This window comes from Bacteroides sp. QWL-09 (assembly GCF_058683585.1).
The window spans coordinates 184468-209090 of sequence record NZ_CM178748.1; the positions used below are offsets into that span (position 1 = coordinate 184468).

At 43.3% G+C, this 24623-nt stretch carries 19 protein-coding genes; 12 read left to right on the top strand and 7 right to left on the bottom strand.

The features are described from left to right. The first annotated feature begins 214 nt into the window (after positions 1 to 214). The 6 genes from AC4PG5_RS00790 to hisB all read left to right on the top strand — a co-directional run bounded on the left by AC4PG5_RS00790 (position 215) and on the right by hisB (position 7298). A complete protein-coding gene (locus tag AC4PG5_RS00790) occupies positions 215 to 2113 on the top strand; it encodes a fimbrillin family protein (RefSeq protein WP_492029602.1) in 1899 nt (632 codons plus the stop codon). Between the two features lie 87 nt (positions 2114 to 2200). Next, complete coding sequence (locus AC4PG5_RS00795; protein WP_492029603.1) at positions 2201 to 2692, top strand: PaaI family thioesterase; 492 nt, start codon at positions 2201 to 2203, stop codon at positions 2690 to 2692. Positions 2693 to 2940: 248 nt separating this feature from the next. Beyond that, a complete protein-coding gene (gene hisG, locus AC4PG5_RS00800) occupies positions 2941 to 3792 on the top strand; it encodes an ATP phosphoribosyltransferase (RefSeq protein WP_492029604.1) in 852 nt (283 codons plus the stop codon). Between the two features lie 21 nt (positions 3793 to 3813). Next, positions 3814 to 5121, top strand: a complete 1308-nt coding sequence (gene hisD, locus AC4PG5_RS00805) for a histidinol dehydrogenase (protein WP_492029605.1) — start codon at positions 3814 to 3816, stop codon at positions 5119 to 5121. Continuing rightward, a complete protein-coding gene (gene hisC / locus AC4PG5_RS00810) occupies positions 5121 to 6170 on the top strand; it encodes a histidinol-phosphate transaminase (RefSeq protein WP_492030655.1) in 1050 nt (349 codons plus the stop codon). Before hisD ends, hisC begins: the two co-directional genes overlap by 1 nt. 6 nt (positions 6171 to 6176) lie before the next feature. Next, entirely contained in the window at positions 6177 to 7298 is a 1122-nt protein-coding gene (gene hisB / locus AC4PG5_RS00815; protein WP_492029606.1) for a bifunctional histidinol-phosphatase/imidazoleglycerol-phosphate dehydratase HisB, read from the top strand. Between the two features lie 214 nt (positions 7299 to 7512). Here the strand turns inward: hisB and AC4PG5_RS00820 are convergent, their stop codons facing one another. Next, a complete protein-coding gene (locus AC4PG5_RS00820; RefSeq protein WP_492029607.1) occupies positions 7513 to 9438 on the bottom strand; it encodes an NAD(+) synthase in 1926 nt (641 codons plus the stop codon). Between the two features lie 283 nt (positions 9439 to 9721). On the opposite strand from AC4PG5_RS00820, the gene AC4PG5_RS00825 reads away from it, so the two are divergent. Next, positions 9722 to 10144 (top strand): Fur family transcriptional regulator, encoded by a 423-nt coding sequence (locus tag AC4PG5_RS00825; RefSeq protein ID WP_492029608.1) that lies wholly within the window; start codon positions 9722 to 9724, stop codon positions 10142 to 10144. A 23-nt stretch (positions 10145 to 10167) separates the two neighbouring features. Further along, positions 10168 to 10725 (top strand): NADH peroxidase, encoded by a 558-nt coding sequence (locus AC4PG5_RS00830; protein WP_492029609.1) that lies wholly within the window; start codon positions 10168 to 10170, stop codon positions 10723 to 10725. A 146-nt stretch (positions 10726 to 10871) separates the two neighbouring features. Here AC4PG5_RS00830 and AC4PG5_RS00835 read toward each other — a convergent pair whose 3' ends face one another. From AC4PG5_RS00835 to AC4PG5_RS00855, 5 genes are all read right to left on the bottom strand, one after another. Further along, positions 10872 to 11327 (bottom strand): thioredoxin family protein, encoded by a 456-nt coding sequence (locus tag AC4PG5_RS00835; RefSeq protein ID WP_492029610.1) that lies wholly within the window; start codon positions 11325 to 11327, stop codon positions 10872 to 10874. Between the two features lie 13 nt (positions 11328 to 11340). Beyond that, the gene (gene trxA, locus AC4PG5_RS00840; protein ID WP_492029611.1) at positions 11341 to 11640 is read right to left on the bottom strand and encodes a thioredoxin; all 300 of its coding nucleotides are present in this window, start codon (positions 11638 to 11640) and stop codon (positions 11341 to 11343) included. Positions 11641 to 11866: 226 nt separating this feature from the next. Continuing rightward, entirely contained in the window at positions 11867 to 14026 is a 2160-nt protein-coding gene (locus tag AC4PG5_RS00845; RefSeq protein ID WP_492029612.1) for a S46 family peptidase, read from the bottom strand. 4 nt (positions 14027 to 14030) lie between these two features. After that, positions 14031 to 16196, bottom strand: coding sequence for a S46 family peptidase (locus AC4PG5_RS00850; RefSeq protein WP_492029613.1), 2166 nt, complete (start codon positions 16194 to 16196; stop codon positions 14031 to 14033). 15 nt (positions 16197 to 16211) lie between these two features. Then, positions 16212 to 17444, bottom strand: a complete 1233-nt coding sequence (locus AC4PG5_RS00855) for an anaerobic sulfatase-maturation protein (RefSeq protein ID WP_492029614.1) — start codon at positions 17442 to 17444, stop codon at positions 16212 to 16214. Between the two features lie 163 nt (positions 17445 to 17607). Between AC4PG5_RS00855 and AC4PG5_RS00860 the strand changes: the two genes are divergently transcribed. Continuing rightward, positions 17608 to 18342, top strand: coding sequence for a DUF4369 domain-containing protein (locus AC4PG5_RS00860; protein ID WP_492029615.1), 735 nt, complete (start codon positions 17608 to 17610; stop codon positions 18340 to 18342). Between the two features lie 108 nt (positions 18343 to 18450). Here AC4PG5_RS00860 and AC4PG5_RS00865 read toward each other — a convergent pair whose 3' ends face one another. After that, the gene (locus tag AC4PG5_RS00865) at positions 18451 to 19212 is read right to left on the bottom strand and encodes a lysophospholipid acyltransferase family protein (protein ID WP_492029616.1); all 762 of its coding nucleotides are present in this window, start codon (positions 19210 to 19212) and stop codon (positions 18451 to 18453) included. Between the two features lie 406 nt (positions 19213 to 19618). Here AC4PG5_RS00865 and AC4PG5_RS00870 point away from each other — a divergent pair, with 406 nt between their 5' ends. The 3 genes from AC4PG5_RS00870 (at position 19619) to AC4PG5_RS00880 (ending at position 24585) form a co-directional block, all read left to right on the top strand. Then, complete coding sequence (locus tag AC4PG5_RS00870) at positions 19619 to 20086, top strand: hypothetical protein (protein WP_492029617.1); 468 nt, start codon at positions 19619 to 19621, stop codon at positions 20084 to 20086. A gap of 384 nt (positions 20087 to 20470) precedes the next feature. Beyond that, entirely contained in the window at positions 20471 to 21724 is a 1254-nt protein-coding gene (locus AC4PG5_RS00875; protein WP_492029618.1) for an exonuclease SbcCD subunit D C-terminal domain-containing protein, read from the top strand. Continuing rightward, complete coding sequence (locus AC4PG5_RS00880) at positions 21721 to 24585, top strand: AAA family ATPase (protein WP_492029619.1); 2865 nt, start codon at positions 21721 to 21723, stop codon at positions 24583 to 24585. The genes AC4PG5_RS00875 and AC4PG5_RS00880 overlap by 4 nt, the downstream gene beginning before the upstream one ends. Positions 24586 to 24623 lie beyond the last annotated feature (38 nt).

Below are 24623 nucleotides of genomic sequence, written 5' to 3' on the forward strand. Positions count from 1 at the left end.
CCCTAATTTAGGCTATTTTTTTATAATTATAAAACAAAGAAATAACTTTTTGATATTTTTTTATCCTCTGAGATTTGTTTGTGTTGAAATATTATTATATTTGCATTTGTATTAAAATATTACCCGTTCGCTCTGCTACATAACTGAAAGCGTTTACTTCCTCTTATGCTCCTCTGTAGAATTAGGTTATAGTATGATTAAAAAAACTACTATTATGAAAACACCTTTTTTTAATTTGAGCTTGATGCTTTTTTTATTTGTATCATGTGTTTATGTTACTCCTGACGATGATGAGCAATTGTTGCCCGGAACAACTCCATTTCTGTTTACCGCCGATATTTGCGCAGCTTCTCAAACTCGTTTACAAGAAAATTCCTTTTCAGAAGGTGATTCTGTGGGTATTTTTGCTGTAATTTCTCCTGGTGATTTCAACGCTCAACGTTACATTGATAATCGGTGCTTTTGCTATTCTTCTGCATTGAATGCCTTTACTGCTACTACTGATGTTTTCTATCCTGAAGGAGATGTAGCTCTTGATGTGATGAGTTATTTCCCTTATCGAGACGTTCATTTGGAGGCAAATCAAACGACGTTGGAAGTTGGAGTCGAACCCGATCAAAGGTCGACCAAACATTTCTATCAATCGAATTTTCTGGTTGCCACTCAAAAAGCGGTTGCTCCAACCGATCAGTCTGTTAAGTTGTCTTATTTTCATCAATTTTCAAAAATGAAGGTGATGATCGAACTTGCTGATGGGTTAGAGGCACGACTATTAAGAGAAAAATCCCCATTTATTTCTATAAGTGGATGTTACACAAAAGCATCTTATGATTTCCTAACGAAGACCTTCTCCGGTTGGACTCGTCAATCGACTATTTTCCCTCATGGACAATGGATCTGGGATGAAGCTAAACGTTCATTAATAGGAATGGAAGCCATTCTGATTCCTCAACAAGTACAAGGTGGCCAACGCATCAATTTAGAAGTAGGTGGAAGGATTTATTATAGTACTATCCCTCAGAGTACATGGCTTGAGAGTGGCAAACAGTGTACGGTCAAGATTGTCTTTAAGCCTCTCGAAGAACGCTTGATCTCACATATTGAAGGTGGAATTGTGGATTGGGAAGGAGCCGATGTTTGGGATGTCGATTCTCAAGACAAAGCTGATTATATCGATGTGGAGAGTTTGGATTTTAGAGATTCTGGCATTTATGAGGTCGTTTACGGCGGTAAGGTTATCGGACAAATTTGCAAAGAATATCTCCTTTCTGATCAGATTCAATCTCAAGCTATTGTGGCTTATCCGATGGACTTGCTAGGACAGGCTGACTTGAAGCATGGATTATTGGTGAAACGGTTGGATGGAAAGGGCTTTGATGGTGGACGCAACCTATCTTGGGGAGATACCTTTTGTGAGTTGAGTCATGGGGAAGATGATCTTGTTTCCGGCCATTATTTGTTTTTTAATACTGATGGTCAGATATTCTTGGCCGACCAAGGGGAGGGACTTAAAGTCTATCTTCGGGCTAAATTGTTTAGGGATATCCGCGGGCGCTTACAACGTCAATATCCAATTATTAAAATTGGAACTCAATATTGGTTGGGAGAGGATTGGTCTGCATCGACTTATTTAGATGGGAGCCCTATTCCTCTTTTGCCTTCATTAACCGTAGGAGCCAAGGGGTATTTACTTTCTGATGATGGGGAAGATCATTTTTATTCGTCTTCACTCATCGGAAGTAACGGTTTGCTGCCTTCTGGATTGTTTATACCGACTTGGGACGATTGGAATCGCTTGAAACTTTACCTTTGCAATAATGCCGATTTATTGAAAGAGGGTCTTTGGCTTTCTACAGAGGCTGAAGAATCATCGAAGAATTATCTCGATGAGACGGGGTTTGGCATGCATCCTATCGGTTTTCACTTAATAACAGAGAAGGGGACGTATTATGCAGATTATAAGAATAAATATGTTGGATATTGGGCCGTAGATCATTTGAATGATCGGATTGCTTCTGAGAGAAGCATCTCCTTTAAGGGGGTAGCTAATGGTTTCTTCGAATCTTCCGCAAAGATAGATGAGGCATATCCTATTCGTTGCATTTGCAGATAGCTAGTAAGTCTTTATAAAGTTTTTCCAACGAATAAGATCAAAATTCATTATTTTTACGTACGTTTGAGAATCGAAACTAAAAATGATATGAAGAAGATTATTAATCCGTGGAAGGAGTTTGAGGGATATAATTGTTTTGGATGCGCACCCAATAATCCGGCTGGTGTAAAAATGGAATTTTACGAAGATGGTGATGAAATAATCAGTATCTGGAAACCTACTGCCGAATATCAAGGCTGGATCAATACCCTGCATGGAGGTATACAAGCCGTTCTCTTAGATGAGATCTGTGCATGGACCATTCTTCGTAAGTTGCAAACAACCGGGGTGACTTCAAAAATGGAGACCCGTTATCGCAAATCCATCATGACTACCGACTCACATGTGGTTCTGAAAGCTACCATAAAAGAGGTGAAGCGCAACGTCGTTTTAGTAGAGGCTAAACTATTTAATAAAGATGGTGAACTCTGCACAGAAGCACTCTGCACTTATTTCACTTTCTCTCAAGAAAAGGCTCGGGAAGAGATGTTTTTCCTTGAGTGTGATGTTGAGCCGGAAGAGATTCTGCCTTTAATTTGATAGTTAAACTTAAAATATTCTATCAAATGTTTTGTTGTTATATATAAATCGTTTATATTTGTCGCCAAGATAAGAAAAATATGAAGTATTCATTCGTACATAATCATCATCATTTACCTAACGATTCACTCGGTGGGCATGTTTGATATTGTGTCGAAAGATAGATTAAAAATACATGAGGCTTACCGAATCGGTAAGCCTTTTTTTGTTTCAAAATGTGACGACGATTAAATTTAAAATATAGAATTATGCTAAGAATTGCAGTACAAACAAAGGGACGTCTTTTTGAAGAGACTATGGGATTATTCAGCGAAGCAGACATTAAATTGAACACGACAAAACGGACATTATTGGTACAATCATCCAATTTTCCTCTTGAAGTGTTATTTCTTAGAGACGACGATATTCCTCAGACCGTTGCGACAGGAGTAGCCGATTTGGGTATCGTGGGTGAGAATGAATATTGTGAGCGCAACGAAGACGTGGAGATCGTCAAACGACTTGGCTTTAGTAAATGTCGGTTGTCGCTAGCTATTCCTAAAGATGTGGAATATACCGGTATGCATTGGTTTAAAGGTAAAACGATTGCGACGTCCTATCCGGCCATTCTTAAGAAATTTCTGGAAGAACAACGCGTTAATGCTGCAATTCACGTGATCACCGGTTCGGTAGAAGTCTCTCCCGGAATTGGTCTGGCCGATGCGATCTTCGATATTGTGAGTTCCGGGTCGACTTTAGTCAGCAACCGTTTGAAAGAGGTTGAGGTCGTCATGCGATCGGAAGCCTTACTGATTGGGCATAAGAAGATGGATGCTCGTAAGCAAGCTATACTAGACGAGTTGTTATTCCGCTTGGATGCGGTGAAGACGGCTGAGGACAAAAAATATGTGCTAATGAATGTTCCTAAAGATAAACTGGAAGAGATTATTAGCGTACTCCCGGGTATGCGTAGCCCGACTATCATGCCTCTAGCTCAGGAGGGGTGGTGTTCTGTGCACACCGTGCTCAACGATAAATGCTTCTGGGATATCATCGGTAAACTGAAAACTTTTGGTGCCGAGGGCATTTTAGTCTTACCTATTGAGAAAATGATTCTTTAACCCTATAAACGAAAGGATGGTATGAAGATAATAGAATATCCTTCGCGAGAAGATTGGCAACAAATCGTGAAACGTCCGGCAATGGATACCGAATCTCTATTTGCTATCGTGAAACCGATGATCGAGCAGGTGCGTTTGGAGGGTGATCGAGCCGTATTGGCTTATGAGAAAAAGTTCGATGGAGTAGAACTCTCTGATCTTTTGGTCTCATCGGCTGAGATGGAGGAAGCGGAACAACTGGTGGATGATGAACTAAAGTCGGCTATTGTTTTGGCCAATCGTAATATTACCAAGTTTCACTCCGCTCAGATGATCGATAAACAACCGATCAGTACGACCGACGGTGTGGTTTGTTGGCAGAAATCGGTCGGTATAGAAAAAGTCGGTTTGTATATTCCCGGCGGAACAGCCCCTCTGTTTTCTACCGTATTGATGTTGGCGACTCCGGCCAAAATTGCCGGTTGTCGTGAGATTATACTCTGTACCCCTCCTAATAAGGAGGGTAAAGTCTCACCTGCCATCTTATTCGCGGCAAAATTGGCTGGCGTGGATCAGATCTTTAAGATTGGTGGGGCACAAGCCATTGCTGCTATGGCATATGGAACAGAGAGTGTACCTAAGGTTTATAAGATCTTTGGCCCCGGCAATCAGTATGTCACAGCTGCTAAGCAGTGGTTGAGCCTAAAGGAAGTTGCGATTGATATGCCTGCCGGTCCGTCGGAAGTAGAGGTCTTGGCCGATTCGTCAGCTAATCCTGCCTTTGTAGCGGCCGACTTATTGTCGCAGGCGGAGCATGGAGTGGATAGTCAGGTGATGTTAGTGACCACCTCTTGCGAACTTATTGATGGCGTATTAAAGGAGTTGGAGGATCAGAAAGCATTCTTGAAGCGTCAGGAGATGGTTGAAAAAGCGTTGGAGAACAGTTGCGTGGTGATGTTGAACGATATGGATGAAGCGATAGAGCTGACCAATCGATATGCGCCTGAGCATCTGATTATACAGACCGCTGATTATTCGGCTATTGGAGAGCGTGTCATCAATGCAGGATCGGTTTTCTTAGGCCCCTTCTCGCCTGAGAGTGCAGGAGATTATGCTTCGGGTACGAACCATACATTGCCTACTAATGGATATGCAACCGCTTATAGTGGGGTGAATATTGATAGTTTTATACGTAAGATTACTTTTCAGGAACTTTCATCCAATGGACTTCGGACTATTGGACCATCGATCGAGATTATGGCCGAGAACGAACAGTTGCAGGCGCATAAGAATGCGGTCAGCATTCGATTGAAAGCCTTGAATAATGATTTGGAAAGGAGCTCAAAATGATGAAAGCACTTGAAACATTGGTTCGCCCTAACATTTGGGCATTAAGTCCTTATTCTTCTGCCCGTGATGAATATACGGGCGGGATGGCCTCGGTCTTTCTTGATGCGAACGAGAACCCTTATAACACGCCTCATAACCGTTACCCGGATCCTTTACAAAGGGATTTGAAGCGAGAGATTGGACGCATTAAGGGAGCATGTCCTGAGACAATCTTCTTGGGAAATGGTAGCGATGAGGCGATCGACCTCTTGTATCGTGTCTTTTGCGAACCGGGTAAGGATAACGTGGTGGCTATCGAACCCACTTATGGTATGTATCGGGTGTGTGCTGAGGTTAATGATGTGGCTTATCGAAAGGTTTTGCTTAACTCTGAGTTTCAGTTTTCAGCCGCCGATTTATTGAAGGCTGCCGATGAGAGAACAAAGTTGATCTTTCTCTGTTCTCCGAACAATCCAACCGGAAATAACTTGTTACGTTCGGAAATAGAGCAACTCTTAACTACTTTTCAAGGGTTGGTGGTTTTAGATGAAGCCTATAGTGACTTCTCGGATGCTCCTTCTTTTCTAGCGGAATTAAATAACTACCCCAATCTGGTGGTGTTGCAGACATTCTCTAAAGCGTGGGGATGTGCCGGAATACGTTTGGGAATGGCTTTTGCCTCGGAAGAGATTATTTCACTTTTGAACAAAGTGAAATATCCGTATAATGTGAATCTGCTGACTCAAGAACAGGCGTTGGAGATCTTACAGAAGTACGACGAGGTAGAACGTTGGGTAAAACAACTGAAGGAGGAGAGGGAGTATCTTGAAACGGCTTTTCAAACGTTAAGTTGTGTCGTGAAGATCTTTCCGTCGGATGCTAACTTTTTGTTGGTTCGTGTTACCAATGCCTCTGCCATTTATCAGTATTTGGTGGAGTCGGGAATCATTGTTCGGAATCGTCATTCGGTCACTTTATGTGAAGGTTGTCTACGTGTCTCGGTGGGGACTCATGACGAGAATGTATGCTTGATTGAGGCTTTAACAAAATATGTCGAAGAATTTAAATAGGAAAAGATGAAAAAGGTGTTGTTTATTGACAGAGATGGGACGTTGGTTGTAGAACCACCGGTTGACTATCAGTTAGATGCGTTCGAGAAATTGACGTTCTATCCGAAAGCGATTCGTAATCTAGGCTTTATTGCCGAAAAACTTGATTTTGAATTGGTGATGGTGACCAATCAAGATGGTTTGGGAACGGCTTCTTTTCCTGAAGAGCAGTTCTGGCCAATTCAGAATCTGATCTTAAAAACGCTTGAAGGAGAAGGGGTAACGTTCGATGAAATTTGTATCGATCGTAGTTTTCCTGAAGAATGCTCGTCTTTTCGGAAACCTAAAACGGGAATGCTGACGCGGTACTTAAATGCCGAGGAGTATGATATGGCCGGTAGTTTTGTGATCGGCGATCGGCTGACGGATGTGGAGTTGGCCAAAAATCTGGGATGTAAGGCGATTCTTCTTAATGATCCGCAGCAGATGGTGGTTGGCGAAGCATTGCAAGATTCCTGTGTCTTGGTCACGACCGATTGGGATCGGATTACCGAATTGTTGTTTGCCGGCGAACGTCGGGCAACGTTGTCCCGAAAAACGAATGAAACGGATATCTCGATTGAAATGAACTTGGATGGTCAAGGGAAGTGTGCCATTAATACGGGGATCGGCTTCTTCGATCATTTGTTGGAGCAGATCGGAAAACACTCCGGTATTGATTTGATGGTGAAAGTTACGGGCGATTTGTATGTCGACGAACACCATACGATAGAGGATACTGCCATTGTCTTGGGAGAATGTTTTTATCAGGCATTGGGCAGTAAAAGAGGAATAGAACGTTACGGATATAGCTTACCTATGGACGATTGTTTGTGTCAGGTCTGTCTTGATTTTGGTGGTCGCCCTTGGTTGGTTTGGAAGGCTGATTTTAAGCGTGAGAAGATTGGCGATTTGCCAACAGAGATGTTTTTCCATTTCTTCAAATCGTTTAGTGACGGTGCGCGAATGAATCTGAATATTCGTGCTGATGGAGGTAACGAACATCATAAGATTGAAGGCATCTTTAAGGCACTGGCTCGAGCTATTAAGATGGCGATTAAACGGGATATCTATAATTTCCAATTGCCTTCGAGTAAAGGCGTCTTATAATCCCTGTTTTCCCGTTCAATGTTAACTGAATAGAAACGGACGATTAGTCCGAAGAAAAGTACTGGTACGCAAAAAAGAGAAAGAGTGTGTCAAAACGTCTTTAGACATCAACCGGTTGGTTCTTACCAACGATGGCCGATAATTGCCTTTGTAGACTTTTCGACACACTCTCTTTTTATTTAGAAAGTCTGTTTAATGTGTGCGCTTTCTTTTATCAAAGTGCTTCTATCTCTTTTAACCAAGCTTCTGCGCTGGCGTCACTCGGCATACGCCAGTCGCCACGGGGACTGATCGATATCACTCCAACTTTAGGCCCATCCGGCAAACAAGAGCGTTTGAACTGTTGATTGAAGAAACGGCGGAAGAAGGTGTAAAGCCACTTTTTAATGATCTCTTTTTCGAAGATACCGTTGAATGCCGTCGACGCTAGGAAGAAAATCTTCGACGGACGGAATCCGAATCGTAAAAAGTGATACAAGAAGAAGTCGTGTAGCTCGTAAGGGCCAACCAAATCTTCTGTCTTTTGCTCAATCTCACCGGTACTGCTAGCCGGAATAAGCTCTGGACTGATCGGGGTATCGATGATGTCTAGCAAGGTGAATCTAGACAGATCGTCAACCTCATTTTCTGCAACCCAACGGACTAAATGTTTAATAAAGGTTTTGGGAATGCTGGCGTTGACCCCATACATCGACATGTGGTCGCCATTGTAAGTGGCCCACCCTAAGGTGAGTTCCGATAAGTCGCCTGTTCCGATGACCAGTCCATTCGTTTGATTGGCAACATCCATCAAGATCTGCGTACGCTCACGAGCCTGACAGTTTTCGTAAGTTGTATCGTGGATGTTTATATCATGTCCAATATCTTTAAAGTGTTGTATACACGAAGCTTTGATGTCTATTTCGCGTATCGAGATGCCCAACCCCTTCATGAGGTTGATGGCATTGTTATAGGTGCGATCGGTCGTACCGAACCCAGGCATGGTGATTCCGAGAATTCCTTCGCGAGAAATCCGAAGTTTGTCGAATGTCTTGATACAAACCAATAAAGCCAATGTTGAGTCGAGCCCTCCCGAAATACCTATCACGACATTTTTCGAGTGGGTGTGAACCAATCGCTGTGAGAGCCCGGCGACTTGTATCGAGAAAGTCTCTTCACAGAATTCGTTCAAGTCCTTAGGTGATGGAACGAATGGGTGGGTGTTGAACTTTCGAGTCAAGGTAATCGGCTTTTGATTAATGACCTCAGTGAAGATTCTGACTGCCTTCTTTCCGTCTAGATTACCTTTGTTGGCCGAGAAAGTCGTGTTTATGCGACGTTCTGCACGTAAACGGTCGACATCGATTTCGCTGAAGATGAGTTGTTCTTCCATGCTGAATCGTTTGCTACGCGCTAGTAAGCTACCGTTTTCATAGATTAAACCGTTGCCGGCAAAGACCACGTCGGTAGTCGATTCGCCAAAACCGCAAGAGGAGAAGACATAACCTGAGATGCAACGGGCCGACTGCTGACTGATTAATGAACATAGGTATTTGTGCTTACCAATATTCTCATTGTCGGCAGAGAGGTTGAAAATGATTTCCGCACCTTGTAATGAAAGAGTCGAACTTGGTGGAATAGTCGACCATAGGTCTTCGCAAATCTCTATTCCAAAAGTGGTTTGTGAGGTTTCAAACAATAAGTTCGAACCGATCGGAATGATTTGACCACAGAGACGAACATGAGTCTCATCTAGTCTGGCCGAAGAGGTGAACCATCGTTTTTCGTAGAATTCTTTGTAGTTGGGCAGGTAGGTCTTCGCTGCAATACCAAGGATCTTCCCTTTTTGGATGACTGCTGCGGCATTGATGATGGTCGAGTTGACGACAACCGGAAGCCCGATGATCGAGATAATGTCTAACTGTCGTGTATCACTCAAGATCTGAATTAACGACATTTCGGCTTCTTCAAGAAGAAGTTGCTGGGAAAATAGATCTCCACAAGTATATCCTGTGATACTTAGTTCAGGAAATACAATGATGTGTGCATTCTGTTTGTCAGCTTCATTAATTAAATGCTCGATTTTTTCAGCATTATATTTGCAGTCTGCAACCTTAATATGAGGGATTGCTGCTGCTACCTTTACAAATCCATAGTTCATACGATCTTTCATTATGTATAGTGGTACAAAAATAGAAAATTGTTTTGAATTTTTGTTTTATTAATAAGAAACTTACTCGTTTTATTCTTAAAATAGAGTAAATATACAGTCTTTGATGACTTTTAGTCTCGATCCTGCTTTTTTAGGGCTTTATCATTACTTTTACCGCAAGTCTGTTTTGGCTTGAAATGGTCTATTTAATTAATGTTTTTTAAGTTGCTCAACTCGAAATAAGAATCTATATTTGCAAAGAAATTATAATTGTATTTATTACATTTTTAATATGAGTGCGAATCCTTACGAACGTTTACTAGAGTATAAGATAAAGCCATCGATGCAACGTATGGCTATCATGAAATATTTGATGGAGCATTCTACGCATCCTTCTGCCGAGGAGATTTATTCTGCTTTGTCGTCATCAATGCCGACATTGTCGAAGACGACTGTTTATAACACTTTGAAGTTGTTTGCCGAACAAGGGGCTGCTCTGATGCTGACTATTGATGAGAAAATCATTAAGTTCGATGGAGACACTTCTCCTCATGCACATTTCTTGTGTAAGTCGTGTGGACAAGTTTACGATTTGAAGTATCTGGAAGGAGTGAAACAAGTTGAAATGTTAGATTTTGACGGGCATCAGATCTTGGAAGTACATAGCTACTATAGAGGGGTCTGTCACCGTTGTTTGAATAAGAAAGTCAATTAATTAATTTATAATTAAATAAAGTAATGAAGAAATTTAGATGTACCGTTTGCGGTTATGTTTTTGAAGGAGAAGCTGCTCCAGAAAAATGTCCTTTGTGTAAAGCTCCTGCAAGTAAGTTTGTTGAAGTGGCTGAAAGCCAAAGTGGAAACTTAACGTTTGCTGATGAACACGTGATTGGAGTGGCAAAGGGTTGTGACGAAGAAATGATTAAAGATTTGAATAATCATTTCATGGGTGAATGTACTGAAGTTGGAATGTATTTGGCTATGAGTCGTCAGGCCGATCGCGAAGGATATCCTGAGATCGCAGAGGCATTCAAGCGTTATGCTTGGGAAGAAGCTGAACATGCTTCTAAGTTTGCTGAGTTGTTGGGCGACTGTGTTTGGGATACAAAAACCAATCTTCAAAAACGTAAAGATGCTGAACAAGGTGCTTGTGAGGATAAAAAACGTATCGCAACTCGTGCTAAAGCTTTAAATCTTGATGCTATTCACGATACTGTACACGAAATGTGTAAAGATGAAGCTAGACATGGTAAAGGATTCGAAGGATTATACAATCGTTACTTCGGTGATAAGTAATAAACTTTACTAGCTGGATATATAGAGACCCTGTTTGATTCTTGAAGTCAAACAGGGTTCTTTTTTAGAAGAAAACTGTATAAATAGAATAGATTATGAAAAAAGGGTTTGGTATAATACAGCTTCCTGGGAACGATGCGATCTTTCTATTTTAGTAAAAATTCGTCAATACCTCTTTTATAGGTTGCCTTGTCTGCTGCTCCTCTGATAAATTGCGGATCGCCCTTTAAAGGAATGAATACTAATAACGGGATGCTTGTGGCATTGAATAATCCGGCTAATTCTTTTTCTTTATCGACATTGACCTTGTAGATCTTGATTTGATCTTTGTATTCCTTTGCCAACTCTTCCATGATCGGGGCAATCTTCCGACAGGGGGCACACCAACTAGCATATAGATCGATGATTACAGGTTTCTTTCCGATAAAGTCCCAGGTCTGTGACTTTTCGTAGTCGAACACTTCTTTCAGAAATAGGGCCTTATTCATTGATACGACTTTTCCCTGCTGATCGTTATCTTGGTTAATCTTACCGATCGGATTAGAAGCCTGTATCGACAAAAGGCTTGTTAATAGAATGGCTATAATAGCGAGTCTTTTCATTTTATTCTTGGAGTTATACGTAATACTTTTCTAATACGGATTTCAGTTCCTTGCTTTGGACGACTCCCGACTGTCGCCAAACGAGCTCTCCTTTTTTAAATAGGAGCAGAGTGGGTACGGCTTGGATATGATAATTGATGGCTAACTGTTCGTGTTTGTCGACATCAATTTTGATGATTCTGGCTTGCTCGCCAACCATACCTTTTACTTCTTGAAGGATTGGCTTCATTGCTTTGCAAGGTCCACACCATTCTGCAAAGAAATCAACTAATACAGGAATGTCCGATTGTATAATGTCTTCAAATTTTTCCATAACTTACGGTCTTCAATTAATGATTAACTATTTTATTCTTTTCAATTAGAACGTTGCCTGAAAATATTTTGTTCATAATAATAGAGTGCCCTTCATAAGAGGAAACTTTATTTAACTTAAGTTTCGATCTGACGCGATTGAAAAGAGTAGAATGAAAACAGTCCGAAAAGAGTCACTGACGCTGTGACCTTTTCGGACTGCATTTATTTGTTGAGATTTCTAATCTCTATTCGACTATCGTTAGCTCATCAATGAGGTGTGACGCTCCGGCAAACTTATCAATGATAAATAAGGTGTAACGGATGTCTACGCAAGCTGCACGTTGCAGTTTGGGTTGGAAAGCAATGTCTCCGGTTAACCCTTCAAAGTTGCGGTCGAATCCTGTACCGATCAATTGTCCTTTCGCATTGAACACGGGACTTCCGGAATTACCACCGGTGTTGTCGGTGTTGACAATGAAGCACACAGGCATTTCACCGTTTTGACCGTATCTACCGTAGTCTTTATTCTGATAAAGCGTCTTCAACTTCTGTGGTACGACAAACTCCCAGTTGTTTGGATCTTCTTTCTCCATCACACCGGCAAGAGTCGTCTGCCAATTATAAACCACTCCATCTTTAGCTTCGTATGGCAATACTTTACCATAAGTCAGGCGTAGAGTCGAGTTGGCATCAGGATAGATGGGCTGACCGTTCGATTGTTTCAAGTCCATCATTCCTCGAACCCAAACTTTGTGCGCCGCATCATAATTCTCGTTGGCCTCTTTCATGGCAATGGCCGTCTGTAAGATACCATCGGTTATGGAGTGTTTGAAAAGCACCATCCAATCACGCTCTAGTTTTTGTAGGCTTGGCTTTTTGATGAATTTTTCAAAGTTCTCTTTGCTACCGAAAATTGAGTACTTGAAGCACGCATTAATAAAGGTATCACTATTGCCTTTAAAGCGGCTGTCGATGACTTTGAAAATGCTGATGCGTTGTTCCGCCGGAATGTATTCCGAGTAAGTCTGCATCATTTTCTGAGCCACAGTACGTTCCACTTCACGGAAAGGAACAGCTTCGAAATAAGCTTCGCCTTGTTTCTTCAACTGACTGATCTCTGTCTCTATCGCTTGTTGATCTTTGGCTTTCAAAGCAGCAACTAATTCGCTTGTAGAAGGAAATTCCATGAAATCCATTCCTTTGATTAATGCTTCGCTAATCGCTTGTTGGTGATAGATGGCATCGTGTCGGTGAGCGACGATCGATCGTATTTCATCGAATGCTTTTTGATAAGCCTCGTTACCCTCTTCTTTTCCACGTGCCAATAAGGCTTCTTGTTGTTGGCGTTTGGTGTCGAGCACATTTAAGGCCACTAATCCTTCGTTCATGCCTATCGCATTTTTCCAATAATTGGCCGATGAAGCATAAATGCTCGCGTAGTGAATGCGAACAGCCGGATCTTTAAGCATCTCTTTCATTAACACCTCTTGGCGCGCTCCGCGCACATGATGACGCATGAAGTTGGTCGTTTTCATACGTTCTTCCACTTCGTCGGAGATCATATATCGCCAGTTGCGTCCGGGGAATCCCATGACAAAGGTAAAGTCCCCTTCTTGCACACCCGCTAGACTAATCGTTAGGTGTTTCTTTACTCGTAACGGTACATTATCTTTTGAATATCCGGCAGGCTTGCCATTCTTATCTCCGTAAATACGGAAGATCGAGAAGTCCCCGGTGTGGCGAGGCCACATCCAGTTGTCGGTATCGGCACCAAACTTACCAATAGAAGAAGGAGGAGCGCCTACCATGCGGATGTCGCTATACTCTGTCTTTACAAATAGATAATATTTGTTACCGCCATAGAAGGCTTTCAGTTCCAATTTTACTCCCGGAAGCATTTCAATCTTTTCGGCTTCCGCAAAACGTTTAGCGACTTTGGCCAAATAAGAAGGAGATAGATAGTTTACACCGTTGGGATCCGGATCTTTCTTCAATTGCTCATTGACGTATGAGGTCACATCCAGAATACGGTCGATAAACGTTACGGTTAGACCTTCGCATGGCAGTTCGGCATCTCTGTTCATCGCCCAGAAACCATCAGTCAGGTAATCGTGGTCGACACTACTGTGTTGCTGGATGGCTCCATATCCACAATGGTGATTGGTCAGTACCAAACCTTCAGAGGAGATCACCTCTCCGGTACATCCGCCGCCAAAGTGAACGACGGCATCTTTGAGTGAAATACCACTATTATTATATAAGTCTTGAACCGGAATTTCAAGTCCAAGCTCTTGCATAGCAACGGCATTTTGAGCTTTTAAGTCGGTCAGCATCCACATCCCTTCATCTGCGCGTGCGCAGATGGAGGAAAGTGCAAGTGCTCCTATAATAAATGATCTTTTCATTCGATTATTCGTTAATAGTCATTTCGTTGATGAGGTGATTACAGCCACCAAGTTTCTCTAAGATAAACAAGACATAACGGATATCCAGGTTGATACAACGTTGTAGCTTGTTGTCGAAATTGATGTCGCCACTCAACGATTCCCAGTTGCCGTCGAATGCACAACCAATCAACTCACCTTTACTGTTAAGTACCGGGCTACCAGAGTTACCTCCGGTGATATCATTGGTCGATAAGAAACAAACCGGCATATCACCATTCGGCAAAGCATATTTGCCGAAGTCCTTATTCAGAATCAGTTCTTTCAACTTAGCCGGAACATTGAACTCACGGTCGTTAGGATTCTCTTTTTCAAGAATTCCTTTTGCAGTGGTGTAGTATTTATAATGTACTCCGTCTTTTGGATTATACGATTTCACATTACCATAAGTCAGGCGCAAGGTGAAGTTGGCATCCGGATAAGAAGGTACCGGAAGTTTCATTTCTGCCAAACCACGAAGATAGGTTTTGTGCATCAATTGCAAATCATCGTGTAACGTTCCGAAAGCACCACGTATCACTTCCAATGTGTTATATTTTGAACGAGAGTATTCAGTCGCCATATCCTTGTCGATTGCTTTTACGGAAGGCTTCTTAATGAACTTATCAAAGTTTGCCTGATTGGCCATGATAGAGTTCGAATACAACTCATCAATGTATTTATTATAGTCGCCTTTATAAGCCTTTGCAATTGTGGCATAGAAAGCCGGGCGTTTAGCCTCCGGAATCATTTCCGCATAAAGAGGGAACAATGCTTTAGCGACTTTCTTGTCTACTTCGTGATCATAATCCTTGTTATGAATGTCGGCGTAAATCTCTTTTAAAGACTCCAAATTAGCATTGACTGCTGAATCGTTCTTTTCTTCCAATGCTTTTTTGAGGTTATCCATCACCATGAACGGACTTCCAAACTCGATACCGTTGAAGAAGACTTCCACCAAACAAGTAAAGTCGTACTGTACGGAAGAGGTTTGAGCAACCGCTGCATTGATCTTGCTCACCACTGTTGCATAATCTTGGTTGTTTACTTTTTGGGCAAACTCAGCAAATCGAGCTTCTTGTTCAGCTTTAGTGCCGAGTACATTGTTGTCGATGATGGCTTTATTCATACCGATTGAGTTCTTCCAATAGTTACTTGAACCGGCATATTTGCTGGCATATTGGATACGAACTTTATCACTGGCATTCATCACTTCTTTGAGTACGGCAAGGCGTGCTCCACGGATACGAATGCGCGGTTCGTTTTCCGATTCCATACGCTCTTTAACTTCCGATACGGTTAAGTAACGGCTTGTTCTGCCCGGGAATCCCATGATCATTGAATAATCACCTTCTTCTAATCCCTTTAACGAGATTGTGAGATGTTTAGGCGTTTTCAATGGAACGTTAGAAGCATTGTATGCAGCCGGTTCGCCATTAGCGTCGGCATAGATACGGAACATCGAGAAGTCGCCGGTGTGACGAGGCCACATCCAGTTGTCTGTCTCGCCACCAAACTTACCAACAGATGATGGAGGAGCAGCAACCATTCTGACGTCAGAATAAACCTTCTTATAGAACATGTAGAACTGGTTACCTGCATAGAAAGGAAGGATTTGTGGAACGATGCCCTTCTTACCTTTCAAATCGCTCTGGTCATAAAGTTCTTGAGCCAATTTATGTAGAAATTCTCCGCTGTATGAGCCGATCTCTGTGATTTCTTTCGATTGAATCTTCTGATTAATAATATCGGTTACATCAACGATGCGTTCAATGAATGTAAATTTCAATCCCGGAGTTGCCAATTCTTGTGAGCGGTTCATCGCCCAGAATCCATCAGTCAAATAATCGTGTTCAACACTACTATGTTGTTGAATCGATCCATATCCACAGTGATGATTGGTTAAGATCAATCCTTCTGAAGAGATAATCTCACCGGTACAACCGCCGCCAAAGATACCAACAGCATCTTTTAATGATACGCCGTTAGGATTATAAAGATCGGTTGCTTCGAGCTTTAATCCCTGTTTCTTCATTAAGTCAATGGAGTGTTGTTGTTGCATCAATTGCAATAGCCACATTCCCTCGTCCGCTCTAACCGAGCAAACTATTAGCATCGAAAGAGCTAATAAAGAAATCTTTAGTTTATTCATTCTCACACTTTAATTTTATAATTGTTTTAGTTTGATTGCTTCCATAACGTTAGCCGGTGGGCGTTGGTTCATGAGTTCTTTCTTCATAAAGTCCATGTAAGGAGCTGCATGATTAAAGAATTGGTAGTATCCTTTGCAGAGATAGTTCAGTCCGTTTTCTCCATCGGCAGTCTTTATAAATCGGTTTTTGGGGCATTCTCCATTACAAGCAAAAAGGAAATCACACTCTTTGCATTGTTTAGGAAGCGAAGTCTGCTTCTTGTTTCCAAATTCATATTGGCGTTCGCTATGCATCATCTCAATCAGAGTCTTCGTGTAGATATTTCCCAGTTTATATTCGGGGAATACAAAGTGGTCGCACGAATAGACGTCGCCGTTAAATTCCATCACTCCGGCGTGTCCGCAAGTCTTGGCCATCGAACAAACACCCGGTTGTTCGCCCATCCAATTCGCTAATGTTGAATCGAAGATTTGGATAAAGAAATTGCCGACATCCTCTTTCACCCACTCATCGAAGATGGTACAAAGGAAGTTGCCCCATTGTTCGGGAGAAACCGAGAAATCGGCCAGTTCAGCCTCTTCGTAATTGACCAACGACGCCAAGTGACGTCCGTCGTTATGCTTGAAGATACGTTCAACAATAGGGGTGAATTGAATATAGTGGCAATCGAGCTCTTTGAAGAAGCGATAGAACTCTAACGGATAATCCGCATTATAGTCGTTGACCACCGCCATCGCATTCCATTCTACTCCATGTTTTTTCAGTAGATTAATGCCTTGCATCACCTTTACGAACGAAGGCTTACCTTGTTTATTTTTTCTATATTCGTCGTGAAACTCTTGAGGTCCGTCGATCGATACGCCGACCAACCAATTATTCTCACGAAAGAACTCGCACCATTCATCATTCAGTAACGTGCCGTTGGTCTGGATGCAATTATCGATGGTCCGTCCTCGGGCATATTTCTTTTGTAATTCTATCGCTTTCTTGTAGAAAGAGATTGGACGCATTAGGGTTTCTCCACCATGCCAAGTGAAAAGAACTTGGGGCATGGTTTGTGAATTGATATACTCTTCGATGAACTTTTCCAGTAGTTCATCGCTCATCACGTGTTTGGGGTTATCTTTATAAAGATTGGCCTTTTCAAGATAATAGCAATACTCGCATGCGAGATTGCATATCGCACCAACCGGCTTTACCATCACATAAAGCGGTTTAGCAAAAGGGGCAAAAGTCGAATTTTTCATAATTGCAAATTTAAATAAACTTATTGAAAGAAATGCTTTTTAGGGTGCGTTTATAAGGATAATTAAAGAATATATTTTTACGAATGATAAATAATAATAAAAAGTTTCGATCGTATCTGAATTGATTATACCTTTGTGCCGATAATTATAAGTAAAAGTCGCAATGAAGTTGAATAAGTTTCTATTTTTATCTTTTACATTACCGTTCGTTCTTTGCTCATGTACCGGGCATTATAAGATCGAAGGAACATCGTCGGTGAACACTCTTGATGGACGTAGGCTCTATCTACAATCGTTTAGCGACGGTAAGTGGGTTAAACTCGATTCTGCCGAAATTGTTCATGGTAAATTCTCTATGTCCGGAACGATCGACTCCACTCGAATGGTGACGTTGTATATGGGTGACGTCAGTGTTATGCCTTTTGTACTGGAAGATGGCCACATTAAGATTGAACTTTCTGATACTGAATTTAAGGCTTCCGGATCAAAATTGAACAATGCTTTTTATGAGTTTATAGACCATAAAAACGATATGGATATTTATTTGTCGGAGTTAGATCGGAAGGAAGCACGTTTGGTGCTCGATGGGGTTGATCTTACTGAAGCCCAGAAGATGGTAAAGCAGGAGCAAGACTCGTTGGTGGCCGAGATGAATAAATCGATCAAGACTTTTATTGCGGATAATTACGAGAATGTATTAGGACCAACCGTCTTTATGATGTTGTGCAGCAACTTCCCTTATCCGGTGATGACTCCTGAGATCGATGCCATCGTGAAAGATGCCCCTTATTCGTTTAAAAACAATAAGCTGATTAAGGAGTATTTGAGCAAGGCTAAAGATAATATGCAAATGCTTCAAGAACACCGAATGTTGGAGCAGAGCAACGTGGCTCACTAAACCGACTACTCTTTTCTTAAGATAACAACTGTTAGATAGCCAACTGCTTTTTCAGAGAGATGAGCGGTTGGCTTTTTATTTCTTAGTTTCAAGAAGATCAGAACAGTCTTATAGCACTTCCTGATCGTGATTCTTTATCATTCCTTTATGTTTTTCAGGTAGAGCACTTTCTACCGCATGATAAGCCTCCTCTAACGTCTCTTTTATATTCTCATGACCTTTGGCTTTTGGTACGATAGGGTCGTGTATGGTCATGATCATTCGATGAGGGTGAATCCATTTACCGGTACGTGGAAGAATCTCGAACGATCCGTCGATGGTCACAGGAACCACAGCCAACTGTAGATCGTCTGCCAATTGGAACGCTCCTTTTTTGAAGTATCCCATATGACCGGTAAAGGTACGTGCCCCTTCCGGAAAAACAACTAAAGAGACGCCATCTTTTAACGAGTCCTTAGCCTGACTGATGGTCTGCAAGACCTTCTTCGGTCCGGAGCGATCGACAAAGATATGTCCCGCGCTTTCACACGCTTTTCCAACGAATGGCAGCTTACGTAAACTCTTTTTCATCATCCATTTAAAGTTACGACCGATATAGCCGTAGATGAGAAATATGTCGAACGAGCCTTGATGGTTCGGAACGAAGATATAAGAGGTCTTGTCGTGTAGCTTTTCCCGACCGTGTACTTTTACGGGAATGAGCAAAAGTATGCAAATCAGTTTTGACCAAATTCGTCCGGGGTGATAGCCCCAAAAATGCGCTCCTCCAATGATGGAGCCTATTATGGTGACTAATGCCGTTAGGATCGTTAATGCGAGTAAGACGGGTAATGCGATACAAATTTGATAAATATAGTATATTACTTTCATGATGTATTGTTTTATCTCTTGCAAATATAAATCATTCTATCTATTGAATTAAAGTTCTTGGAGCTTTTTTGTGCAACATACACACAAGTTATGACTCAATAACCTTGATTTGAAGCTTTTTGTGATAGAGGGCTCTGTTTGCTCGATTGTTGGTTTATTGGTGTACTTTATCGGTCGAGTTCTTTTAATCTTCTTTTTTCTATTAAGGCTGTTTGTTTGCATTTTCTGAAATATTTTTTTAGAGATAGTGGCTTTTATATCAATGGTTTACAAAGGTATGTCTAAATTATTTTATAGCCGGTAAGGTAGACCTTACCGGCTATGTTTTTTTTAATGCCGATCTTTGTAAGTGTAACAAATTAAGGGAGTTATCTCTCTAAAAGTTTTTTAAAAATGAAAGGTTTTAATGATGAAAACAGTTGATTTTAATTTTCAAGCGAGCGGGATGCTTGTCGGTGACAAGCTTCAATTGATGTTAGCCAACGAGGGTATGAAAGGCCTGAGGGTGTATTATCTGCTCCTGCTGAGGGTCGGCCGACAACTGTATCGCTCGGCACTCTTGTTTTTTTTGCATTGGCTATCGGGTCTTTTGCATTTGTTCCGGACTTTGGGTTCTCCGTCTCCTTCATCTCCTTTTTCTCATTTTTCCGAAGGTTTAGACCCTTCCGACACGACTGGAAAGGTTAGCCGAACTGTTAATGGAATTGTTAAACGAATTGTTAATAGAAGTGTTAAACGAAGTGTTAACAGGATCGAACTTCGAAGTAGTAACGCGCTGAAAGATAGTAATTTGTCCTCCCGTGCACGCGCGCGCGTCAGTAACAGTAATATCTCTTTATATAAAGAGAGAGAGAAAGAGAAAAAGAAAACATAAAGAAAAGCAGGCAACGTCTTCCTAAACGACACGCGCGGTTGTTGGGGTCGGCTGTGGGGGGATGGACAAAAAGAATCGATCCGAATGATAAACGATTTGAACAGAGAGGGAGTGGAGAATACGAAATTATGCCGGGAGGGTGATGGTTTATCCTGCGTGAATAATGCAATACCCTGCGTGGATAATCTGATATCCTGCGTGGATAAATGATTAGGCTACCAGGGAAAATGAAGAGGAGGTCTAAGTGGTCCGATCTTTGGAATTCTTTTCAGTCTTGATGGGATATCTCGTCTTTATTATTTAATTTTGTATGCTACGGTTCTCTTCCGTGATCTGAAGATTAGGAGAGGAGCGGGACTCAAATTATTGGACTAATTTAAGAATATGATAAAATTACTGCATACCGCCGATTGGCATTTGGGACAGACCTTTTTCGGTTACGACCGGACCAAGGAGCATGGCGATTTTTTGAACTGGCTAGCCGAACAAATCTCCATGCACCGGATTGATGGACTTTTGGTGGCGGGCGATGTGTTCGATGTTGCGAATCCTTCGGCCTTGTCGCAAAAGATGTATTACCGTTTTATCCAGCGAGTGGTGAGTGAGAATCCAAACTTACAGTTGGTTGTCATTGCGGGTAATCATGACTCTGCAGCTCGTTTGGAAGCACCGATCCCCTTGTTGGAAACCATGCGTACCGAGGTGAGAGGGGTGGTTCGTCGCACGGCCGAAGGAAAGGTGGACGAGGATCATTTGTTGGTTGAGTTAAAGAATCGGGAGGGTGAGACGGAGGTGATCTGTCTGACTGTTCCTTATCTGCGTCAGGGGGATTGTTCGGTGGGAGAGTCGGAAAATGGTAACACGTATGCTGAGGGGGTACGTTTGTTTTATCAGGAGCTCTTCGAGAAAGCCTTGGAGCGGAAAAAGGACGATCAGGCGATTGTGGCTTTAGGTCACCTTCAAGCGATCGGTTCGGAGATTGCGGAGCGTGATTATAGTGAACGGACGATTATCGGGGGATTGGAATGTGTTTCGCCGGAGGCGTTTTCGGAGTCGATTGTGTATACGGCTTTGGGGCATATCCATAAGGCACAACGGGTCTCCGGTCGCGAGAACGTGCGGTATGCCGGCAGTCCCTTGCCAATGTCGTTTGCCGAGAAGCACTACCGTCATGGGGTGATGATGCTCACGATCGATCAAGGTCGGCTGACCGATCTGGAACGTTTGGAATATGTGCCGCCGGTGCGTTTAGTGAGTGTGCCCGATGGAGAGGCTTTACCCCCTCAAGGGGTTTTGGAGAAGCTTTCGGCTTTACCCGATGTGGAAGGTGAACCGCCTTATCTTGAGGTGAAGGTTTTGCTTGAAGAGCCGGAACCGATGTTCCCGAATCAAGTGATCGAGATCCTAGAACATAAGCCGTATCGTTTGGCGCGCATCGTTCCGGTCTATCGTCAGCAATCGGGTGAGACGCTGTCGACGGAAGAGGTCGAGGGCGGTCTGAAGGAGATGAACCCGTTGCAGATTGTACAGTCGGTTTTCGAACGGACGTATCAGTGTGAGATGCCCAATGAATTGGTGAAACTGTTTGAAGAAGCTTGTCTCTCTGTGGTGACGGTTAATGAGGAGGATGAGAAATGAAAATATTAGCAATACGTTTAAAGAACCTAACATCTATTGAAGGGAGTGTGGAGATTGATTTTACATCTGCTCCTTTGGCTTCGGCAGGTATCTTTGCCATTTCCGGGCCCACGGGAGCGGGTAAGTCGACTATCTTGGACGCGCTTTGCTTGGCTCTGTACGATAAGGCACCTCGATTTGCAACTTCGGTAGAGTCGGTTAGCTTAGCCGATGTGGGCGATAACCAGATCAATCAGTCGGATGTGCGCAACATGTTGCGTCGCGGCACCACCGAAGGCTGGGCTGAGGTTGACTTTCTAGGTCTGACGGGCCATCGCTACCGATCGCGTTGGTCGGTTCGTCGCGCTCGTAATAAGATCGAAGGCTCACTGCGTAACCAGACTCTGGCTGTGGTCAACTTGGAGACCGATGAGGAGTTGCAGGGGACTAAGACGGAGTTGTTGGCGCAGTTGGTGCAACTGGTGGGGCTGACTTACGACCAGTTTACTCGAACGGTGTTGTTGGCTCAGAACGATTTTGCAACGTTCCTCAAGTCGAGAGGGACAGCTAAGGCGGAACTGTTGGAGAAGCTGACGGGTACCGATATTTATTCGCGTATCTCGCAAGAGATCTATCTCCGGAATAAGGCGATGGAGGAGGAGTTGAGAAGTGTGAGGGAACGTTTGGCGATGATCGAACTGCTTTCCGAAGAGGATGAGGTGGCTTTGCTCAAAGAACGTGATAGCCTGCGTGAGAAGAAGGCGGTGATGACGGCGAAGCTGGAAGAGTGGAAGGGGCAGCTGAGCATCTGGCAGAATCTGAAACATCAAGAGGAACAACTGCTTGTCAAACGGAAGCAGGAAGAGCAGGCCATGAAGCGAAAAGAGGAGATGTTGGCTCTGCTGACCGCAAAACAGGGCGCTTTGGAGGTTTTACGTCGGAAATGGACGGAACTTCAACCGGATGTGAAGCGGGCACGCGAACTCGATACTCGCATTCAGGCACAGACTGCTTTGGTCGACGGTCACAAGAAGATGGTGACTGAGGCTGAGAAGCAGGTGAACGATCACCAAAAGCGATTGGAGACCATTACGGTCGATAGTCGCCAGGCTTTGGCGCACTTGAATCGGCTGTTTGGGGAGACAATTGTCGATCTGTCCGGATTGGATCGCATCGAAGAAGGGCTCCGTCAGGAGGAGGAAGCGATTTATCTGCGCCAGAAGTCGAACGATGATCGGGCGACCGAACTAAATGGGGTGAACTACCGGAAGATGTTGGGAGACTTGAAGGCGAGAGAGGAGGAGCTGCAACTTCTCAAGCAAGTGAGGGAAGGCCGGCTCGACTTGGAACGTTTGCGGAAGGGCATGGTCGACTTGAAGGCTGAGCAGGAAGAACTGACTCAACAGTCGGCCACCAAAAAGGTGGCGTTCGAGACGGTGAATCGTCTTTATGAGAATGCTCGTCTGGCGATCGGGAAGGATGTGGAGTTGTTGCGTTCACGCTTGCAGGAGGGCGAAGCTTGTCCTGTTTGTGGCAGTTGTTCGCATCCTTACAGCGACGAGTCGGTTCTCGTCGATCAGTTATATCAGAATGTAGAGAAGGAGTATACCGAGCTATCGGGAGAGTTGCAGAAACTCAATAATCGTCTGGTGGCGGTTCAGCGCGACGGTGTGCATTATGGTGAGCAGATCAAGAAGAACACCGAACAGTTGTCGCTGTGGAACAGTCGTTTGCCGGAGGGCGTTTCTGAGGAACGATTGAAAGAGCTGATTGAGGAACTGAATCGTCGGATTGACCATTACTTAAAACTTGAAACGGTTTGGAAGACTGAAGAGACACAGATCAAACAGAAACGGGAGAGTTGTGAGAAGCAACGCAAGCAAATTACGGCTTGTCGCCTAGTGTCGCAGCAGGCGAGTGCGGTTGCGGAGCAGATGGAGCTGCTGAAGAAACGGTGGGGTGTTGAGCAGGAAAGGTACGCGGCTTTTGTGGCCGATCTTCAAACGTTAACCGTGGGACGTGCGGCATTGCTTAAAGGTATGAGTGCCGATGAGGCTGAGGCGAAGGTGATGGCTCATGAGAAAGAGTTGCTCGCTGAGCTCGATCGGGCAGCAAAGGAGGTTGAAGGGGCTCAGACGCAATTGGCCGTCTTACAAGGGGAAATCAATCAGTTGAAGCATTCGATAGAGGAGCTGATGGGGCGTAAAGCCGAGATCTTGCCTGAGGCTGAGTTGCAAGCTCAGATCAAGACTCAGACTGAGGAGATCCGGCAGATCGAGCAGACCTATTCCCAACAAGAGGTTCGTGTGCTTCAACAAGAGAAAAATAAAGCGCTTCATCGTTCGGTGATGAAGACGATTGAAGGGAAAGAGGAAAAGGCACTTCAATGGGCCAAACTGAATAAACTGATTGGAAGTGCCGATGGAGCGAAGTTTAAAGTGATCGCACAGAGCTATACCTTGAACTTACTCCTAATGCATGCCAATCATCATCTGTCGTACTTGTCGAAACGGTATCGCTTGCAACAAGTCCCGAATTCCTTGGCTCTTCAGGTGGTCGATGGCGATATGTGTGATGAGATTCGAACGGTCTATTCCCTTTCCGGTGGGGAGTCGTTCTTGATCTCTTTAGCATTGGCTTTGGGATTGTCGTCGCTGTCGAGTCATAACCTAAAAGTGGAATCGCTCTTTATCGATGAAGGATTCGGATCGCTCGACGCCGATAGTCTGCGTATGGCGATGGAGGCTTTGGAACTGTTGCAGATGCAAGGGCGAAAAATCGGCGTGATCTCGCATGTGCAGGAGATGAGCGAACGACTGTCGGTGCAGGTGCGTGTGGAAAAGAAGATGAATGGAAAAAGCGTGCTCACCATTGTAGGGTAAGCACGCTGAACATAGAGATTTTAACGTAGTAGGTTTGG

Bases quoted from the DNA above. Each gene is read 5' to 3' on its own strand.
- hisD (WP_492029605.1), top strand. From the start codon at position 3,814: ATGAAGATAATAGAATATCCTTCGCGAGAAGATTGGCAACAAATCGTG.
- AC4PG5_RS00875 (WP_492029618.1), top strand. From the start codon at position 20,471: ATGATAAAATTACTGCATACCGCCGATTGGCATTTGGGACAGACCTTT.
- hisB (WP_492029606.1), top strand. From the start codon at position 6,177: ATGAAAAAGGTGTTGTTTATTGACAGAGATGGGACGTTGGTTGTAGAA.
- trxA (WP_492029611.1), bottom strand. From the start codon at position 11,640: ATGGAAAAATTTGAAGACATTATACAATCGGACATTCCTGTATTAGTT.
- AC4PG5_RS00830 (WP_492029609.1), top strand. From the start codon at position 10,168: ATGAAGAAATTTAGATGTACCGTTTGCGGTTATGTTTTTGAAGGAGAA.
- AC4PG5_RS00870 (WP_492029617.1), top strand. From the start codon at position 19,619: ATGATGAAAACAGTTGATTTTAATTTTCAAGCGAGCGGGATGCTTGTC.
- AC4PG5_RS00845 (WP_492029612.1), bottom strand. From the start codon at position 14,026: ATGAAAAGATCATTTATTATAGGAGCACTTGCACTTTCCTCCATCTGC.
- hisC (WP_492030655.1), top strand. From the start codon at position 5,121: ATGAAAGCACTTGAAACATTGGTTCGCCCTAACATTTGGGCATTAAGT.
- AC4PG5_RS00825 (WP_492029608.1), top strand. From the start codon at position 9,722: ATGAGTGCGAATCCTTACGAACGTTTACTAGAGTATAAGATAAAGCCA.
- AC4PG5_RS00835 (WP_492029610.1), bottom strand. From the start codon at position 11,327: ATGAAAAGACTCGCTATTATAGCCATTCTATTAACAAGCCTTTTGTCG.
- AC4PG5_RS00850 (WP_492029613.1), bottom strand. From the start codon at position 16,196: ATGAATAAACTAAAGATTTCTTTATTAGCTCTTTCGATGCTAATAGTT.
- AC4PG5_RS00860 (WP_492029615.1), top strand. From the start codon at position 17,608: ATGAAGTTGAATAAGTTTCTATTTTTATCTTTTACATTACCGTTCGTT.
- hisG (WP_492029604.1), top strand. From the start codon at position 2,941: ATGCTAAGAATTGCAGTACAAACAAAGGGACGTCTTTTTGAAGAGACT.
- AC4PG5_RS00880 (WP_492029619.1), top strand. From the start codon at position 21,721: ATGAAAATATTAGCAATACGTTTAAAGAACCTAACATCTATTGAAGGG.
- AC4PG5_RS00855 (WP_492029614.1), bottom strand. From the start codon at position 17,444: ATGAAAAATTCGACTTTTGCCCCTTTTGCTAAACCGCTTTATGTGATG.
- AC4PG5_RS00790 (WP_492029602.1), top strand. From the start codon at position 215: ATGAAAACACCTTTTTTTAATTTGAGCTTGATGCTTTTTTTATTTGTA.
- AC4PG5_RS00820 (WP_492029607.1), bottom strand. From the start codon at position 9,438: ATGAACTATGGATTTGTAAAGGTAGCAGCAGCAATCCCTCATATTAAG.
- AC4PG5_RS00865 (WP_492029616.1), bottom strand. From the start codon at position 19,212: ATGAAAGTAATATACTATATTTATCAAATTTGTATCGCATTACCCGTC.
- AC4PG5_RS00795 (WP_492029603.1), top strand. From the start codon at position 2,201: ATGAAGAAGATTATTAATCCGTGGAAGGAGTTTGAGGGATATAATTGT.